The sequence below is a fragment of the Microbacterium sp. LWH3-1.2 genome (genome assembly GCF_040675855.1).
Lineage (GTDB): Bacteria > Actinomycetota > Actinomycetes > Actinomycetales > Microbacteriaceae > Microbacterium.
The window spans coordinates 2938546-2955720 of the sequence record NZ_JBEGIK010000001.1; the positions used below are offsets into that span (position 1 = coordinate 2938546).

The 17175-nt window shown below is 69.1% G+C and carries 14 protein-coding genes and 2 tRNA genes; 4 read left to right on the plus strand and 12 right to left on the minus strand.

The features are described from left to right. Positions 1-292: 292 nt before the first annotated feature. Entirely contained in the window at positions 293-1366 is a 1074-nt protein-coding gene (locus MRBLWH3_RS13700; RefSeq protein ID WP_363432910.1) for a TerC family protein, read from the minus strand. Positions 1367-1612: 246 nt separating this feature from the next. Between MRBLWH3_RS13700 and MRBLWH3_RS13705 the strand changes: the two genes are divergently transcribed. Both MRBLWH3_RS13705 and MRBLWH3_RS13710 read left to right on the plus strand, forming a co-directional pair. Beyond that, positions 1613-2170 carry an RNA polymerase sigma factor gene (locus tag MRBLWH3_RS13705; protein WP_363432912.1) on the plus strand — a complete coding sequence of 186 codons (558 nt, stop codon included), beginning with the start codon at positions 1613-1615 and terminating at the stop codon, positions 2168-2170. After that, positions 2167-3354, plus strand: coding sequence for a DUF4349 domain-containing protein (locus tag MRBLWH3_RS13710; RefSeq protein WP_363432914.1), 1188 nt, complete (start codon positions 2167-2169; stop codon positions 3352-3354). Before MRBLWH3_RS13705 ends, MRBLWH3_RS13710 begins: the two co-directional genes overlap by 4 nt. 156 nt (positions 3355-3510) lie before the next feature. Here MRBLWH3_RS13710 and MRBLWH3_RS13715 read toward each other — a convergent pair. Beyond that, a tRNA-Glu gene (locus MRBLWH3_RS13715) sits at positions 3511-3583 on the minus strand. Positions 3584-3625: 42 nt separating this feature from the next. Then, positions 3626-3701, minus strand: a tRNA-Glu gene (locus MRBLWH3_RS13720). Between the two features lie 117 nt (positions 3702-3818). On the opposite strand from MRBLWH3_RS13720, the gene MRBLWH3_RS13725 reads away from it, so the two are divergent. Beyond that, on the plus strand, positions 3819-4457 hold the full coding sequence (locus MRBLWH3_RS13725; protein WP_363432917.1) for an MBL fold metallo-hydrolase: 639 nt from the start codon (positions 3819-3821) through the stop codon (positions 4455-4457). Between the two features lie 102 nt (positions 4458-4559). Here MRBLWH3_RS13725 and MRBLWH3_RS13730 read toward each other — a convergent pair whose 3' ends face one another. The 4 genes from MRBLWH3_RS13730 to MRBLWH3_RS13745 all read right to left on the minus strand — a co-directional run bounded on the left by MRBLWH3_RS13730 (position 4560) and on the right by MRBLWH3_RS13745 (position 8663). Continuing rightward, positions 4560-4829 carry an HPr family phosphocarrier protein gene (locus MRBLWH3_RS13730; protein ID WP_045297931.1) on the minus strand — a complete coding sequence of 90 codons (270 nt, stop codon included), beginning with the start codon at positions 4827-4829 and terminating at the stop codon, positions 4560-4562. A 63-nt stretch (positions 4830-4892) separates the two neighbouring features. Continuing rightward, a complete protein-coding gene (locus MRBLWH3_RS13735) occupies positions 4893-6911 on the minus strand; it encodes a PTS fructose transporter subunit IIABC (protein WP_363432920.1) in 2019 nt (672 codons plus the stop codon). 34 nt (positions 6912-6945) lie between these two features. Continuing rightward, positions 6946-7887: a 1-phosphofructokinase gene (pfkB, locus tag MRBLWH3_RS13740; protein WP_363432923.1), complete on the minus strand. Its 942-nt coding sequence runs from the start codon at positions 7885-7887 to the stop codon at positions 6946-6948. Then, positions 7884-8663, minus strand: a complete 780-nt coding sequence (locus MRBLWH3_RS13745) for a DeoR/GlpR family DNA-binding transcription regulator (RefSeq protein WP_363432926.1) — start codon at positions 8661-8663, stop codon at positions 7884-7886. The genes pfkB and MRBLWH3_RS13745 overlap by 4 nt, the downstream gene beginning before the upstream one ends. 74 nt (positions 8664-8737) lie before the next feature. On the opposite strand from MRBLWH3_RS13745, the gene MRBLWH3_RS13750 reads away from it, so the two are divergent. Further along, positions 8738-9664 carry an aminoglycoside phosphotransferase family protein gene (locus tag MRBLWH3_RS13750; protein WP_363432929.1) on the plus strand — a complete coding sequence of 309 codons (927 nt, stop codon included), beginning with the start codon at positions 8738-8740 and terminating at the stop codon, positions 9662-9664. A gap of 146 nt (positions 9665-9810) precedes the next feature. Here the strand turns inward: MRBLWH3_RS13750 and MRBLWH3_RS13755 are convergent, their stop codons facing one another. The 5 genes from MRBLWH3_RS13755 to MRBLWH3_RS13775 are packed head-to-tail and all read right to left on the minus strand — an operon-like array spanning position 9811 to position 17159. Beyond that, on the minus strand, positions 9811-11742 hold the full coding sequence (locus MRBLWH3_RS13755) for a cytochrome b/b6 domain-containing protein (RefSeq protein ID WP_363432932.1): 1932 nt from the start codon (positions 11740-11742) through the stop codon (positions 9811-9813). Between the two features lie 6 nt (positions 11743-11748). After that, the gene (locus tag MRBLWH3_RS13760) at positions 11749-12714 is read right to left on the minus strand and encodes an electron transfer flavoprotein subunit alpha/FixB family protein (protein ID WP_363428209.1); all 966 of its coding nucleotides are present in this window, start codon (positions 12712-12714) and stop codon (positions 11749-11751) included. Between the two features lie 12 nt (positions 12715-12726). Further along, on the minus strand, positions 12727-13503 hold the full coding sequence (locus MRBLWH3_RS13765; protein WP_363432935.1) for an electron transfer flavoprotein subunit beta/FixA family protein: 777 nt from the start codon (positions 13501-13503) through the stop codon (positions 12727-12729). Then, on the minus strand, positions 13500-15023 hold the full coding sequence (locus MRBLWH3_RS13770) for an acyl-CoA synthetase (RefSeq protein WP_363432937.1): 1524 nt from the start codon (positions 15021-15023) through the stop codon (positions 13500-13502). The genes MRBLWH3_RS13765 and MRBLWH3_RS13770 overlap by 4 nt, the downstream gene beginning before the upstream one ends. A gap of 60 nt (positions 15024-15083) precedes the next feature. After that, positions 15084-17159 (minus strand): FAD-dependent oxidoreductase, encoded by a 2076-nt coding sequence (locus tag MRBLWH3_RS13775; RefSeq protein WP_363432940.1) that lies wholly within the window; start codon positions 17157-17159, stop codon positions 15084-15086. Positions 17160-17175: the final 16 nt, after the last annotated feature.

Below are 17175 nucleotides of genomic sequence, written 5' to 3' on the forward strand. Positions count from 1 at the left end.
TCCTCTATGGGGACTGCGCCCGCATCGGGGTGGGGCCCGCGACGAAACTCCGCGACGAGGGAGGCCTGGGACTAGGACTCGTCGCGGCCGCTAAGGAGAAGGCGAGCGATCCGCACGTGCCCAGGTTACCATCGCGCGAACGACGGTCCGCGCCACCGCCGTCATCTGCCGTCTCTCGTCGGCCGCCCTGACGCCTCGAGCCTGCGTCATCTGCCGTCTCTCGCTCGCCCCTGACTCCTCGGGCGGCCGACGACGGTCGGCGGCCCGAGGCGAAGCGTCTCGCAGGACGAGGTCAGCGACCGCCGTCCGAGTGCGGGTTGTCGACCGTGGGCGGCGTGCCCTTCTCATCCGCGACGACAGCTGCCGCAGCATCCGCGCTCTGCGCCCTCTTCTCACGCGCGGAGGCGACGAGGCTCGCGACAGTCGCGACGAGCATCGAGACGACGATGACGCCGAGCGACATCCACGTCGAAATCTCGGGAGCCCACTCGATCGGTTCGCCGTTGTTGATGAACGGGAGCTCGTTCACGTGCATGGCGTGGAAGACGAGCTTGAGACCGATGAACGCGAGGATGAAAGCGATGCCGTAATGCAGGTAGCGCAGGCGATCGAGGAGGTCGCCCAGCAGGAAGTAGAGCTGGCGCAGACCCATGAGGGCGAAGATGTTCGCCGTGAAGACGATGAACGCGCTCTGCGTGATGCCGAAGATCGCGGGGATCGAGTCGATCGCGAACAGCAGGTCGGTGACGCCGATCGCCGCGAAGACGATGATCATGGGCGTCCACATCTTCTTGCCGTCGACGACGGTGCGGATCTTCGCGCCGTCGTAGTGATCGCTGATGTCGATCGTGCGGCGCAGCATGCGCACGACGAAGTTCTCCTGCTTCACGTCGGAGTCGTGGTCGCCGCCGGGGAAGGCTTGGCGCCACGCGGTCCAGACGAGGAACGCGCCGAAGATGTAGAACACCCAGCTGAACTGCTCGATCACCGCGGCGCCGACCAGGATGAAGATTCCGCGCAGCACGAGGGCGATGATGATGCCCACCATCAGCACCTCCTGCTGATAACGCCGCGGCACCGCGAACTGAGCCATGATCAGCACGAAGACGAAGAGATTGTCGATCGACAGGCTGTACTCGGTGAGCCAGCCGGCCACGAACTGGCCGGCATACTCCGGCCCCGCGACGATCCACATGATGCCGGCGAAGATGAGCGCGAGAGTCACATAGAAGACCACCCACAGCGTCGACTCACGCGTCGAGGGGATGTGGGGCCGCTTCAGGATGAGAAGCAGATCTGCGACAAGGATCAGGGTGAGGATCACGAGGGATCCGATTTCGAACCAGAGCGGGAGTTCGAGGTCCATGGAGGGCCTTTCGAGGGGATGTACGAGGGGTCGGCGGAATCCGAAAGTCTCTCCCCCGCCGACTTGACCGCCAGCAGCGCGCACCCGGGGTCGCTCTGTCGGGACCCGTGATGACGGATGCGCGTATCGGGATACTCCCTCTCGCTCGCAACAGGATACAGGGTCGACAGGGTCCGCCTGTTTGCGCGTGAGACGATCCGGTCGATGCGGACACTGACACCGTGAGAGACAATTCGGAGGATGGGGATGGCCGACGACGATCTGCCGGGCGACGCCGAGCTCGTGGCGCGGGCTGCGGGCGGGAGCGAGCACGCCTTCCGCACGCTGTACCGGGCGTACGTGCGCCCGGTTTACTGGCTGGCGCACGGCCTCGTCGGTAATCCGGCGGACGCAGAGGAAGTCACACAGGAGACGTTCCTCGTCGCCTGGCGCAAGCTCCCCGGCCTCGACCTCGCCGGCGAATCGCTGCTGCCCTGGCTCGCGACGATCTGCCGGTTCCAGTCCGCGAACCGCATCCGCCGGCAGCGCCGCGACCGCGAGCACACCGCCGCAGCCGCCGATGAGACGCTGCCGTCGACGGTCGACGTCGAACAGCAGGTGATCGACGACCGCCTGGCGGAGGCGATCCTGAACGCGGTCGCGGGCCTCGGTGAACTCGACCGCGCCATCTTCCGGCTGTGCGCGACGGAGGGGTACGCCTACCAGGCGGCCGCCGACGAGCTCGGCGTCGCCCACGGTGTCGTCCGCAATCGTCTCTCCCGTATCCGCACCCGTCTGCGGACCGTAGTGAAGGAGAGCACATGAGCGTCCAGCCCCCGGACTCCGGGATCCCCGCACCCCTCCCCGAGCTCAGCTCCGAGCGGATCGACGAGATCGAGCACGCGCTCTTCGCCGACATCGCGCGTGAGCGCACACGCCAGTCCGCCCGGCGTGCCCGTCGGGGCCGCCTGTGGATCGCCGGCGGCGCCGCAGCGGCGGTGATCATCGTCGCCGCCGTGATCGCACCCTCGGTCGGATCGATCGTCGGTGGTGTCGGCGGGGTGAGCGAGGAATCCGCCGTCGCGCCGGTCGCCCCCGCCGACTCCGGAGCCGACTCGTCCACCACGGACTCGTCGGGCGCCGTCACCCGCGAATCGGGGCCCCTCACGGTCGCGCCGGGAGCGGAAGACGACACGGCGGGGGCCGCCGGAGCCGCAGACCGCGACATCATCACCACGGCCTCGGCCACGGTCACCGCAGACGAGGTCGACGCGGCCGCGCGTGCCATCGCGAACTCCGCCGTCGCCCACGGCGGCTACGTCGAGTCGATGAGCGTCGGCAGCGACGGCACGGTGTACCCGGTCACCCCCACCGACGGGGGTGTCGTCTATGACACGCTGCCCTACCCGTATCCGACCGACGGCGCCTGGATCACCGTGCGCGTCCCCGCCGACCAGCTGCAGAGCGTCGTCGACGAACTCGACGATGTCGGCGAAGTGACGGCGAGCACCCTGTCGCGTCAGGACGTCACAGAGCAGACAGTGGACCTCGAGGCCCGCATCGACGCCGCGCAGGCGTCCGTGGACCGCCTCACCGAGCTCATGGCCCAGGCGCAGAGCGTCGCGGACCTCATCGCCGCTGAGGCGGCCCTGGCGGAGCGCCAGGCCACGCTGGAGTCCTACCAGCAGCAGCTGGAGATGCTCGATGACCAGGTCGCGATGTCGACGCTGTCCGTCACGGTCGTCCCCGATGTCGAGCCTGTGACCGCCGACCCTGCCGGGTTCGGCGACGGCCTCGCCGCGGGCTGGAATGGCCTCGTCGCCACCCTCAACGGCATCGTCGTCGCACTCGGCTTCCTCCTCCCATGGCTCGCCGTGGCCGCCGTCGCCGCCCTGATCGTCTGGGGCATCGTTCGGCTCGTCCGCAGTCGTCGGCGTGGCCGGACGGATGCTGCGACCCCGGCTCCTCCGACCGTCGACGCGGACCGCTCCACCGACGTGTCCGCCTGACGCTCGTCACGCGGTCCACGCCTTCACGGAGTCGTGTTCACGGTGACGAGGGGTTCACCTGCGACGGCGGAAACCGGGGGCTTCACCGCTCTGCCCCGCCTGGTCCGAGCGGAGCACACAAGACGCCCCGGTCCTCGTGGACCGGGGCGTCGATTGTGACCCCAGCGGGATTCGAACCCGCGTTACCGCCGTGAGAGGGCGGCGTACTAGGCCGCTATACGATGGGGCCGTACAGCGCGCCGCAACCGAGATCGCGACGTTGTTGCCTGACTGGTGACCCCAGCGGGATTCGAACCCGCGTTACCGCCGTGAGAGGGCGGCGTACTAGGCCGCTATACGATGGGGCCGTTCAGGCAACCGTTCGATTATGCCACGGGCGTCATGTCCACTCCAAATCGCGGCGGGTGTCGGCGCGCCGACCCCGGTCGCTTGCCTCGGCGACGCCGGAACGCTTGACTCGACGCATGCGAGTCACGAAGTTCGAGCACGCCACCCTGACGCTGGTCGACTCCGGCCGCACGCTGGTCATCGATCCGGGGTCGTTCACTGCTCCGCTGGGAGAACTCGAGGGCGTCGTCGCGATCGTCATCACGCATGAGCACCCGGACCATTGGACGCCCGACCACCTGGACCGCATTCTCGGCATCTTTCCGGGGACACCGATCTTCGCTCCCGAAGGCGTGTCCAAGGCGGCCGCCGGCTACGACATCACGATCGTGCGCCCGGGCGACGTCGTCGAGGTCGAACCGTTCCGCCTGGAGTTCTTCGGTGGCCTCCACGCGGTGATCCACGAGACGATCCCGGTCGTCGACAACGTCGGAGTTCTCGTGAACGACGAGTTCTACTACCCCGGCGACTCGTACGCGGTGCCGAAGGGCCGCGAGGTGAAGCTGCTGGCGTCGCCGGTCGGCGCACCGTGGCTCAAGATCGGCGAGGCGATGGACTTCGTGCTCGCCGTCGCGCCGCGGCGCGTGTTCGGCACGCACGACATGGGGCTGTCGGTCGCCGGCCGCGATATGGGGCGGATGCGTCTCGGCTGGGCCGCCGAGCAGCACGGCGGCGAGCTCGTGGAGCTGAACCCCGGAGACAGCACCGACATCTGAGCGGGGCGCGGAAGCCCGGCAGAACGCGGACGACGGATGCCGCAGCGGCTTCGACCCGCGGCATCCGTCGCTCCTGTGCGGACTCAACCGCACGATCCTCTGCTACTGGGCGTCGAGGTCCGTCTCCAGCAGCGCGACCAGGGCGTCGAGCGCCTCCTCGGCCCCGTCGCCGTCGGCCTTGAGGGTCACGACGGTGCCCTGCGAGGCACCGAGGCCCATCAGCGACAGGATGCTGCCGGCGTTGAGGTCGGCACCGCCCTCGACCGCGATCGTGACCGGGACGGGCTGCGCCTGCACCGCCTGCACGAAGAGCTTGGCGGGGCGGGCGTGGAGTCCCGAGCTGCTGGCGATGGTGGCCTGACGTTCTGCCATGGTTCTCTCCTGTCTGCGTCGGACCTCAGCGGTCGACGACTCCGATTCTGGCGGACGAATGCCTCAGGCCGCCACGGCCACGCGCGCTTCGGCCTCGGCGAGCTCCTTCGGGGCGATCCACTTCTTGAGGGCGATCACCGTCAGGGCCGACACGACCGTGCCCGCCACGAGGGCGACCAGGAAGCCCCAGATCGGGCTGATCGCGAACAGGACGAAGATGCCGCCGTGGGGCGCCAGGGACTGGACGGCGAAGGCCATGCTCAGGGCGCCCGTGACGGCACCGCCCAGCATCATCGAGGGGATGACGCGCAGCGGGTCTGCAGCAGCGAACGGGATCGCACCCTCACTGATGAACGCCGCGCCGAGCAGCCAGGCGGCCTTGCCGTTCTCGCGCTCGACCGGCGGGAACATGTTGCGTGCCAGAACGGTCGACGCGAGGGCCATGGCGAGCGGCGGGACCATGCCGGCGGCCATGACGGCGGCCATGATGAGATACGGCGTCGGGTTCTCGGCCGATCCGGCACTGAGCCCGGCGACGGCGAACGCGTAGGCGACCTTGTTGACCGGGCCGCCGAGGTCGAAGCACATCATGAGGCCGAGGATGACGCCGACCAGGATGATCGCGTCGGTCGCGGCGAGACCGGTGAGCCAGGCGTTGAGACCCTCCATGAGGGTGGCGATCGGCCGGCCGAGGAACAGGATCATCAGTCCCGAGGCCACGATCGACGCCGCGAGCGGGATGATCACGACCGGCATGAGGCCGCGCAGCCATCGCGGCGCGTTGAGACGCCCGATCCACCAGGCCACGAAGCCTGCGAGCAGACCGCCGATGATGCCGCCGATGAAGCCCGCGTTCATGATGACCGCGACGGCGCCCGCGACGAATCCGGGCGCGATGCCGGGACGGTCGGCGATCGCGAACGCGATGTAGCCGGCCAGCGCCGAGACCAGGAATCCCATCGATGTCACGCCGATCACGAACAGCACGGAGCCGAGGTACTGGGCGAGCCCGCCAGCCGGGAGCGCCCACAGGGCGTTGTCGACGATGACGCTGAACGCCTCGTCGCCGACATTCACCCCGCCGATGAGGAAGCCGAGGGCGATCAGCAGACCGCCGCCCGCGACGAACGGGATCATGTAGCTGACGCCGGTGAGGAGGATGCGCTGGATGCGGGCGCCCCACGACAGGGTCTCGGCAGGAGCCGCCGTGGCACCAGTCGCCTCGCCTCCCACGCGGGTGGCGGAGGGGTTGTTCGCCGCGGCGACGGCCTCCACGATGAGCTGGTCGGGCTGCTCGATGCCGCGCTTGACGCCCGAGCGCACGACCGGCTTGCCTGCGAACCGCTGCGGCTCCCGGACGTCGACGTCGGTCGCGAAGATGACGGCGTCGGCGTTGCGGATGACGTCGACGGGGAGCGCCTGGTACCCGCTCGAGCCCTGCGGCTCGACCACCAGGTCGATTCCGGCCTTCTTGCCCGCGGCGGTGAGTGCGTCGGCCGCCATGAACGTGTGCGCGATGCCGGTCGCGCACGAGGTCACCGCGACCACCCGGGCCGGCCGCCCGTCGACGTCGAGTCCCGTGGAGGCAGGTGCGGCTGCCGCGGCCGGAGCCGCAGGCGCGGCGGCTTCCCGTTCGCCGATCGCCGCCTGCACGATCGCGACCACATCTTCGTCGGACTTCGCGGCGCGCAGACCGGAGGTGAAGTCCTCCTGCATAAGGCTCCGCGCGAGCTTGGAGAGCACTGCGAGGTGCGCCTCTGCGGCGTCCGCCGGCGCGGCGATGAGGAATACGAGGTCGGCAGCGCCGTCCGGCGCGCCGAAGTCGACGCCCGGCGTGAGGCGCGCGAAGGCGAGGGACGGCGTCGTGACCGCGGCGCTCTTGGCGTGCGGAATGGCGATGCCGCCGGGGAGCCCGGTCTCATCCTTCTCTTCGCGCGCCCACGCGTCGGCATAGAGCGCCTCGGCGTCGGTCGCGCGACCCTGCGCGACCACGCGTGCGGCGAGGGAGCGGATCACGGCGGCTTTGTCGGCGCCCAGTGGCGCGTCGAGGCTCACCAGGCCTGTGGTGATGGTGTCGGACACGGTGACCTCCTGCGGTCGTTGGGTGGGTGGGTGCTCAATCGAGACGTGTGACGGGCACGTCGCCGGTGGGAAGATCTGCGGGAGCCGGCGCTTTCGTGCCGGGAAGGGATGCTGCGGCCGCTCCGTAGCGGACGGCCAGACGCAGCCGCTCGCCCTGGTCGGCACCACGCGTGGCAGCGAGCACGTAGCCGGCCAGCGAGCTGTCGCCCGCGCCCACAGTGCTCACGACTTGGATCGGCGGCGGAGAAGCCGCCCAAGCTCCTTCGGCATCGACGAGAAGGGCGCCGCGCGAACCGAGGGTGACGAGTGCGGCCCGCACCCGTGCGGGGACGAGCGCGCGGGCGACCTGCAGCACCGACTGCGGGTCCTTGCCGTCGATGGCCACGCCCACGAGCTCGGCGAGCTCGTCATCGTTCGGCTTGATGAGGTCGGCTGCGCCGGCGGCGACGACCGCGGCCAGCGCGGGGCCGGAGGTGTCCACCGCGATGAGCGGAGCGTCCGCTCCGCGCGCGGTGCGGACGGCGGTGATGACGCGCACGTAGAAGTCGTCGGGGACGCCGGGGGGCAGCGAGCCCGCCAGCACCAGCCAACGAGCGTCGACGGATGCTGCGACGACCGCATCGACGACGGCGGAGACCTCGTCCGCCGACAGTTCGGCGCCCGGCAGGTTGAGCTTGGTGGTGACGCCGGCGGGGTCGGTGATCGCGATGTTCGCGCGGACGTTCCCGCGTACGGCGACGCGGCGCGCGTCGACGTCCGCCGCGTGCAGTGCCGCGTCGTACGGGTCGCCCGGCGCGAGGGGCAGCACCGCGGCGCAGTCCTCGCCGGCTGCTCTGATCGCGCGGGCGACGTTGATGCCCTTCCCGCCCGCGTCCTCGCGCGTCGAAGCCGCGCTCTGCACGTCGCCGACCTGCAGCGGAGCGGGAAGCATCACCGTGCGGTCGAGGGACGGGTTGGCGGTGAGCGTCACGATCATGCGAGCCAGACCTCCACGTCGGCGTCCGCGAGCGCGGACGCGAGTTCTTCGTCGGGTGCGGAATCCGTCACCAGCACGTCGATGTCGCGAAGCGGCGCGAAGCCGACGAGCAGTTCGGCGCCGAGCTTCTCGGCATCGGCCACGACGACCACGCGCCGGGCCGACTCGACGATTGCGCGCTTGACGGCGGCCTCGTCGGGGTCGGGCGTGCTGAGGCCGAACGTCGCCGAGACGCCGTTGGTGCCGATGAAGGCGACATCCGGACGAAGCGCGCCGATCGTCCGGACGGTGTCGGCGCCGACGGCCGCGGCGGTAAGACCGCGCACGCGCCCGCCGACCAGCGAGAGAGACGCGCCCGGAACGCCGGCGAGCGTGTTGCCGAGCGCCAGCGAGTGCGTGACGACCTCGATTCGCGCGATGGAGAGGCGCGGAATGAGCGCCGAGGCGACGGCTGCCGTGGTCGTGCCGGCGTCGAGGAAGACGGACCCGGTGAATTCGGCACCGAGGGCGTCGAGGGCCCGCAGGCCGATGGCGGCCTTGGCGCCGCCGTGGTGCTCGAAGCGCTCGGCGAGCGACGGCTCTCGCGTGCTCGCGCGCTCCCGGCTGACCGCGCCCCCGTGCACGCGGCGCAGAGCGCCGGCCGACTCGAGGTGGTCGAGGTCGCGGCGGATCGTTTCGGTGGTGACCTCGAATCGGTCGGCGAGTTCGACCACGCTGACCCGGCTCCGCTCGGACAGCAGGAGCTCGATCTGCTCGTGGCGCTCCGTCGCGTACATGTGGGACAACCTCCGTTGGATTCCCACACAATACAACACATTCCCACACGAACACAAGAGTCTAAGTTCGTAGGGTGCCCGACAAGCCCGCCTCCGAGATCTCGATCGGCCCTGCCCTCATTCGCGAACTGCTCGCCGACCAAGCAGGCGCAACAATCCCGGGGGCCACCGTCCTGCCTCTGCGGAAGGTTGCCGAAGGCTGGGACAGCGAGGTGTGGCGATTGGGCGACGACTACGCGGTGCGCCTTCCCCGGCGTGCGATCGCCGCGCCCCTCGTGCTCCACGAGCAGCTCGTGCTCCCCGAGATCGCGCGGCGACTCGAGCCGACCGGCGTCGGGGTGCCCAACCCCGTCGTCGCCGGCGCTCCGGCGGCCGGATACCCGTGGCGCTGGTCCGTGGTGCGATGGATCCAGGGCGAGCGAGCCATGGACGCACCCGTCGCCGATCGTGGCGAATGGGCGACGACGCTCGCCGACGTCCTCGGCGCGCTGCATGCTGAGGCACCCGAGGATCACCCCGTCAATCCCTTCCGGGGCGCTCCCCTGGCGACGCGCGCGGATGCCGTCGCCGTCCGCCTCGCCGCACTGCGCGACTCCGGAGCGCTGGACGCCTCGGACGCCACGGCGCTGGGCGATGTCTGGCACGCCGGTCTCACCGTCGCCGCGTGGAGCCGGCCCCCGCTCTGGATTCACGGCGACCTGCATCCCGGCAACCTCGTGACGCGCGACGGAAGGCTGGCCGGCATCATCGACTTCGGCGACGTCACGGCCGGCGACCCCGCTTACGACCTGGCGGTCGCCTGGCTCGCATTCGACGCCGACGGCCGGGGGCGCTTCATCGTCGCGACCGGGTCCCGCTACGACGCGGCCACCTGGCGACGCGCGCACGCCTGGGCGGCCGCCGTCGTGATGATGCTCCTCGTGCACAACGACGACAACCCGGCTTACGTCGCGCTGGGACGGGATGCTGCCGCCGAGGTGATCGCAGACGCGTCCGGCTGAGGCATCCGTTTCGTTTCGACGCCTGGAACCGCCTCATCCGTCGGGAGACGACGATCGCGGGCCGCGGGCGCACAGTCCGCAGCCCGCGATCGAGGCATGCATGACGCTTCACAGGGGCATACCAATCGTCGAGTAGGCCGGTCGCGTCAGCGGCCGGTCACTTTGCCGAACAGGCGGGCGATCGGCGCCAGCACGAGCGGGCGCGCGGCGACCCAGGCGGCGGCGATCACGATGAGCGAGGCGGCGAAGAACCAGAAGCCGGTCCAGTTGTCGGTGTACGCGTCCGGGTCGATCGAGCCCTGCGCGGCGTACATGTGGTTCAGGTTGCGCAGCGCCCCGGTCGCGAACACCAGGAACACGTGCACGGCGATGAACGCGACGAAGTACAGCATCACCGGGAAGTGCACCGCGCGGGCCCACTCGAGCGGGTACGCCCTGTTCAGCCCGGCCGCGTTCTTCGGCCACACGTGGCTCATCCGCACGCCGGTCGCGATCGCGAGCGGCGCGGCCAGGAACACGGTCGCGAAGTACGCGAGCTGCTGCAGCGAGTTGTAGTTCACCCAGCCGTTCTCGGTGGGCCAGTCCAGCGACACGTACTGCAGCCCCGCCGAGACCGCGTTGGGGAACACCTCCCACGACGTGGGCACGATCTTCATCCACTGCCCGGTCACGAACAGCAGCACCACGAAGATCACGCCGTTCACGATCCACAGGATGTCGAGCGACTGGTGGAACCACAGGCTCAGGCTCATCTTGCGCCGGCCGTTGCTGCGCGGCGACCAGAACACGCTCGGCCGCTTGTCGGTGCGGACCTGCAGACCGGTGCGGATGATCAGCACCATCAGGAACACGTTGAAGAAGTGCTGCCACCCGAGCCACGCGGGGACACCGACCGGGGCCCCTTCGGGCAGGTGATACTCGCCCGGGTAGGCGGCGAGGAAGTCCACACCCCACTCGGTCGACAGCAGCCAGCGCACCGCGAACACCGCCATGCCCGCCGCGTACAGCACCCCGGCGCCACCCACGATCACCGCCCCGGCCCACTGGCCACGGGTGAACGGGCCGATGCGCTTCGGCTCCGGCCTGGCCGCCGGTCGGGTGCGCGCGGCCCTGCCCGCCCACACGGTGCGGTGAAACGGCAGCGGCTGAGACAGCGGGACTCCGGTGGCGGTGGCGGGCGCAGCGGGGGCGACGACCTCGGCAATTCGGGTCTCCGCAATGGCGCGAGTCCGGGCTGTCTCGACGGATGCCTCGACCGCGGCCGCGACGACGGGAGTCGGCGCGGCAGTGGCCGGGCGCGGAAGACCGGCGCGCACCACGCGCTCCGCCGGCGCTTCCGCAGCCGGCACGGGCGCAGCATCCGTCACCGCAGCGGCGGTCGCGGTCGGCGCGAACCCAGCCGGCGGCCACGGCTCACCACCGACGACCCGCGGAAGCCCGCGGCGGAGCGCCTTCGCACCCTCACCCGCAGCCGAAGGTGTCACCTGTTGCCCGGCCTCCGCGCCCGCGGCGACCACAGGTGGCACCTTGACGGGGGTCACCGCCTCCGAAGGTGTCGCTTCTGTTCGCGTGGCGGTCTCGGTGGCGACGACGGCTGCCACGTCCGTGGTGGCACCGGCCGCAGCGGCCGGGACAACGCCCGCCGGCGGCCACGGCTCACCACCCGACACCCGCGGCAGGCCACGGCGAATCGCGCGCCCAGCCGACGCCACCGCAGCGACCTCGGGAGTCACGACACGCGGGGTCGACGCATCGGCTCCCGCGTGTTCCGCCACCGGAACCTCAGCCGACGCAACCGCAGCGACCTCGGGAGTCGCGAGGCGCGGGGTCGACGCGTCGGCTCCCGCGTGTTCCGCCACCGGAGCCTCAGCCGACGCCACCGCAGCGACCTCGGGAGTCACGACACGCGGGGTCGACGCGTCGGCTCCCGCGGGTCGTGCCACCACCTCGACGAGGGGCGCCTCCGCGGGCGCGACACCGTTGCCGTTCGTGCCGGGCGCGGCGCCCGCCGGAGGCCAGGGCTCACCGCCCGGCACACGCGGCAGACCCCGCCGCACCGAGGAACCGAACGTCGCCATAACGGGCTACGCCTTCTTCGCCTCGAGCGCGGCGATCAGCTGCGGCACCACCGTGAACAGATCGCCGACGACGCCGAAGTCCGCGATCTCGAAGATCGGGGCGTCCGCGTCCTTGTTGATCGCGACGATCGTCTTCGCGGTCTGCATACCGGCCTTGTGCTGGATCGCACCCGAGATGCCCAACGCCACATACAGCTGCGGCGCCACCGACACCCCCGTCTGACCCACCTGATACGAATACGGCACGAAGCCCGCGTCGACCGCGGCACGCGACGCGCCCACCGCCGCACCCAGCACGTCAGCCAGCTGCTCGACAAGCACGAACTTCTCCCCCGACCCGAGACCCCGCCCGCCCGACACCACCCTCGCCGCCCCACGCAACTCCGGACGCGACGACGACACCACGGCCTCATCCACCGACGTCACCGTCGCCGCCTTCCGGCCGGAGGCGCGCACCTCGAGCGGCTCAGCCTCCACGCCCGCGACCGCCTCGGCACGAGCATCGACCGAACCCTGCCGGATCGTGATCACCGGCGCACCCCACGTGACCGCCGAATCGACGTTATACGCCCCGCCGTAGACCGAGTGGTGCGCGACCACGCCCTCCGCATCGCGCGACACCCCGACGGCATCGACCGCGACACCCGAACGGGTGCGGGCGGCGTACCGGCCCGCGACCTCACGACCCTCCACCGAGTTCGCCACCAGGATCGCGTCCGGCCGCACCAGATCCGCAGCCTCCGTCAGCGCGTCCACCCGCGGAACCGTCAGAGAGTCACCGGCCGGCGCGACCAGCACCACCGCAGCACCCACAGCCGCAGCATCCGCCGCCAACGCCGCATCGCCGACGATCACCGCGACCGGCGTACCCACCTGCGCGGCCGCACCCAAAAGCTCAGCCGCCGACTTCGCCAGCACGCCCGAGGGCGTGGTGTCGAGCAGCACCAGGATCGAGTCATCCGCAAAAGCCATGTGCACGTCCCCTCACGCGAGCCGGTTCTGGATGAGGAAGTCCGCGAGCCTCAGCCCCGCATCCCCCTCGTCCACGATCTTCACACCGGCCGCACGCGGCGGCCTCTCACTCAGTCCGATCACGATCGACCGCGACGCACCCGGATCGTGCGGATCGATCTCCAACTCAGCGAGCGACAGCGTCTCGAACGGCTTCTTCTTCGCCGCCATGATGCCCTTGAAATTCGGGAACCGCGCATCAGGCAACGCCTCAGTGACCGAGATCACCGCCGGCAGCACCGCCGCCACCTGCAACACCGCCCCGTCGGAAACCCGCGTGCCCGACACCCCACCCTCGCCGATCTCGACCGCGCTCAAATACGTCGCCGACGGCACATCAAGGATCTCAGCCACCATCGCCGGAACGACCCCGCCCACCCCGTCCGTCGACAAGTTCCCACCGATCACCAGATCGAACCCGATACGCTGCAACGCCGCCGCCAGCACCTCCGCCGTCAACCCCACATCCGCCCCCAGAAGACCATCGTCAACGACCTGCACCGCCGACGCGGCACCCATCGCGAGCCCCTTACGCACCGTCCCCGCCGCCGACCCCGGCGTCATCGACAACACCACCACCTCGGTGCCCGGCGTCCCGTCCGCATACGACAACGCCACCTCAAGCGCCCGCTCGCCGATCTCATCGATCACGGTCTCGCTCGCGCCGCGATCGGCCAGACCGGTCTCCAGCGACAGCTTGCGATCCCCGTACGTATCCGGGACTTCCTTGACCAGGACGACGATCCTCATGACACGACCTCGGCGATGCGCGCCCGAAGCTCGGCTTTGCGGACCTTGCCCGAGGCGGTGCGCGGCAGTTCCTCGACGACGACCACCGCCTTCGGCAGCTTGTAGCGCGCGAGATGTGTTTGCAGGTGTGCGCGCACGGCCTCGAGAGTGATGGAGGTGCCCTGCCGCACGGTGAGTACCGCCACCGGCACCTCGCCCCAGCGATCGTCCTGTGCGCCAACAACCGCAGCCCCCGTGACGCCGTCCATGCTGTAAAGGAGGTTCTCGATCTCGGCGGGGTAGATGTTCTCTCCACCCGAGATGATCAGGTCCTTCAATCGGTCGGCGATAAAGAGGTAGCCGTCCTCGTCGAGATATCCGACGTCCCCCGAACGGAACCATCCGTCGGCAGTGAACACCGCGGCAGAGGCCTCTGCCAAGTTGTGGTAGCCGACGAACACGTTGGGACCCGCGATCTGGATCTCCCCCAGGATTCCGCTCGGGACGAGATCACCGGCCTCGTCCACGACTCGGACATCGGCGAAGAAGTGTGGGAGCCCAACGCTTCCTTGCTTCACGCGCGTCATCGTGGCCGAGAGGGAAGTCGCTCCGGGCGCGGTCTCCGTCAGGCCGTAGCCCTGAGAGAACGACAGACCTCGCTCCTCAAATGCATCGAGCACGCGGGAGGGGACGGCCGACCCTCCACACGTGATCGTTCGCAGTGACGTGAGATCGGTGTCCGCCCAGTGTGGGTGCTCTGCGAGGAGCTGGAACGTGGTCGGAACTCCGCTCACCATCGTTACGCCGAGCGTTTCGATGAGATTCAGCACCAGGGGTGCGTCGAATGCTCTCTCGAGGACGAGCGTTGCGCCCTTGAGGATGGCTGGGAGCGCGCCCATCCCGAGAGCCGCCGCGTGAAACAGCGGGGAGATCAGAAGTGTCACGTCGGAGGCGGTGATGTCGTAGTCGACGATGCAGTTCAGCGAGTTCCACGTGAGGTTCGCATGCGAGAGAACAGCGCCTTTGGGCCTACCGGTGGTCCCCGAGGTGTACAGGATGACGGCCGGATCGTCGCCACCCGCCACCCCATCGGCCGCGCGAGGCGCGGGGACGAGCAACCGCCCCAGTCCTGGCCGGCCCGGCGTTCCTTGACCCAATCCGATGACATGCTCGACAGCCGGCAGCTCGAGCGTTCGCACCTTGGTGTCGAACTCGGGATCGTGGAACAGCACCCTCGCGCCGGAGTCGTGTAGGACATGCGAGATCTCCGGGACAGCAAGCCGAACATTCACGGGAACAAGAACGGCACCGATCCGCAACACCCCGAACATCAGAATGAGGAACTCGGCACTGTTGTTGCCCAGGATCGCGACGCGATCGCCCTTGACGATTCCCAGTTCTGTGAGGAGCGTCGCCACACCGTCTGCGGAGTCGGCGAATTCGCGATATGTCAGCGCCCGTCCGGAGACGACGAGCGCGGTCTTCTCTGGGGATTTCAGTCTTCGTTTGACGAGCCAGTCGCCGATACTACCCACGCACATTTGCCTGGGATCCTTTCTGGAGTGTGAGCAAGCTTCGAGGCGACAGTCACGCCGGGCTGGTCAGTCCAGCATCGGAAGCGCGACTCGCTCCCGCCGATAGGCCAGGGGCACGTTCGGGTCTGGCCCATCGATCTCGCGGGCCAGCCGCTGTCCGTCGAAGATCGAGTCGGCCGCCAGCCGAGGGGCAACGGCATCCCCGATGCGGTAGATGGCCGAGACTTCGGCCTCGTCCCACTCCTCCTGCCGTTCGCGCAGCTCGTGATAGAGGTGATCAACCGACACTCGTCGGGTGACGAGGATGACGGCGTCGCACGGAAGCGTGCGCTCCTCGCCGAATTCATTCGCAACGCTGACCTCGTGCGGGTCGATCTTCGTCACAACGCTGCCGGTGACGAAGGTCACGCCGAGCTTGTGGAGATTCTGCCGCACGAGGGGGCCCTCGATCGTCTGGTCGCTGACGACCGCAACTTGGGGGAACGGCGTGACGATATGAACCTCGTGGCCCTCGCGCGCCAACCGCTCCGCGAGACCAGACGCGACGACGTACCCCTCGACGTCGAAGACCGTGACGCGCCGCCCTGCCGGCTTCGCACCCGCGACCATGAGGTCTTCCGGTGTCAGTACGTGAGGGCTGTCACTGCCCGGGATAGGCGTGTGATTGAAGCCGGTCATCCCATCCCGTGCCCAGCGCGCCCCTGTCGCCAGCACCACAAGTTCCGCGCCGTAGCTCAGGATCTCATCGGCCGTCAGGGATCGCTGCAGAAGGATCTCGACGTTGGGGTGGTTCTGCAGTTGCAGCTGCCGCCACTCGATAAGCCGGCCCCATTCGGAAAGCCCTGGGAGTTGTGAAACCCAGCGTATGTGCCCTCCGAGTTCATCAGCCGCATCGATGAGATGCACGAGGAAGCCTCGTTTGGCGAGCGTCAGTGCGCACTCCATGCCAGCCGGACCGGCACCGACGACGAGGGCCGCGGTCCCTTCCCGAGGGGACGTGTCGAATCGCTCCGGATGCCATCCACGCCGGAATTCTTCACCAGCCGTCGCGTTCTGCGTGCAACCGAGGTGTCGGCCCGTTTCGGACTTCAGGACGCAGACGTTGCAGCCGATGCACTCACGGACGTCGCTGTAGCGACCATCAGAGATCTTGGATGGGAGGAACGGGTCAGCGATGGACGGTCGCGCTCCGCCGATGAAGTCAAGCCGACCAGAGGAGACGAGGGACGCCATCGTGTCGGGGTTGGTGTATCGTCCGACGCCGACCAGTGGCTTCTTCGTTGCCTGGCGCACCAGCGCTGTCGGCTCCAGCTGATAGCCCTCCTTGAAGAACCGTGATGTCCCGGAGTCCTTGGTGCCGTCCTCGGTCGACTCCATGTTGACGTCCCATAGATCGACGAGAGGGTCGGCGAGCGACACGAACTCCAGAATCTGCTCGTCAGAGAGACCCCGCCCGCGCAACGCTTCCATACTCAAACGCACCGCCACCGCGCAGTCAGATCCTACGGCGCCGTTGACAGCCTCGAGGGTTTCGATCCAGAACCGTGCTCGATTCTCCAGCGAACCACCGTAACGGTCGGTGCGGTGGTTGTAGAACGACGAAAGGAACTGCAGCGTCAGGTCTGAGCCGCCGTAGACATAGACGATGTCGAAGCCGATGTCGCGAGCGTTGCGTGCGGCTCTGACCCAGTCGTCCTGCACGCGACGGATGTCGGAGTCCTCCATGGCTTTCGCGGTCGCGAGGATGTCGAAGTCGCTCGGGAACTGGGATGGGGCGATCGCCGGCCACCGGGATTCGTGGCGCCAGGCGTACCCGCCGAGGTGGGTGAGTTCGATGCCCGCAAGCGCTCCGTGCTTGTGAACGGCGTCGACCATCAGCGAGAGCGCACGACCGTCGTCGGTGTCCCACAGTCGTGCGGATGCTGACGGAGATTCGTCCGCGTCCGGGCTGATCGGTGCATACTCGGTGCACACGACGCCCCACCCTCCCTCCGCCTTCATTCCTCTGAAGGCTGCCTGGGACAGTGGCTTGTCTGAACCCATCCCTGCGCTGTGGGGAACGGCGTAGAAGCGGTTCGGGGCGGTCTTGGGTCCGATCCGGACCGGCTCGAAGAGTACGTCGTGTCGAGGGTCGCGAGTCATCAGTTCACCTTTCTTT

Coding starts and splice junctions, on each gene's coding strand:
- MRBLWH3_RS13700 (WP_363432910.1), bottom strand. CDS start 1,366: ATGGACCTCGAACTCCCGCTCTGGTTCGAAATCGGATCCCTCGTGATC.
- MRBLWH3_RS13705 (WP_363432912.1), top strand. CDS start 1,613: ATGGCCGACGACGATCTGCCGGGCGACGCCGAGCTCGTGGCGCGGGCT.
- MRBLWH3_RS13710 (WP_363432914.1), top strand. CDS start 2,167: ATGAGCGTCCAGCCCCCGGACTCCGGGATCCCCGCACCCCTCCCCGAG.
- MRBLWH3_RS13725 (WP_363432917.1), top strand. CDS start 3,819: ATGCGAGTCACGAAGTTCGAGCACGCCACCCTGACGCTGGTCGACTCC.
- MRBLWH3_RS13730 (WP_045297931.1), bottom strand. CDS start 4,829: ATGGCAGAACGTCAGGCCACCATCGCCAGCAGCTCGGGACTCCACGCC.
- pfkB (WP_363432923.1), bottom strand. CDS start 7,887: ATGATCGTGACGCTCACCGCCAACCCGTCCCTCGACCGCACGGTGATG.
- MRBLWH3_RS13745 (WP_363432926.1), bottom strand. CDS start 8,663: ATGTACGCGACGGAGCGCCACGAGCAGATCGAGCTCCTGCTGTCCGAG.
- MRBLWH3_RS13755 (WP_363432932.1), bottom strand. CDS start 11,742: ATGGCGACGTTCGGTTCCTCGGTGCGGCGGGGTCTGCCGCGTGTGCCG.
- MRBLWH3_RS13760 (WP_363428209.1), bottom strand. CDS start 12,714: ATGGCTTTTGCGGATGACTCGATCCTGGTGCTGCTCGACACCACGCCC.
- MRBLWH3_RS13765 (WP_363432935.1), bottom strand. CDS start 13,503: ATGAGGATCGTCGTCCTGGTCAAGGAAGTCCCGGATACGTACGGGGAT.
- MRBLWH3_RS13770 (WP_363432937.1), bottom strand. CDS start 15,023: ATGTGCGTGGGTAGTATCGGCGACTGGCTCGTCAAACGAAGACTGAAA.
- MRBLWH3_RS13775 (WP_363432940.1), bottom strand. CDS start 17,159: ATGACTCGCGACCCTCGACACGACGTACTCTTCGAGCCGGTCCGGATC.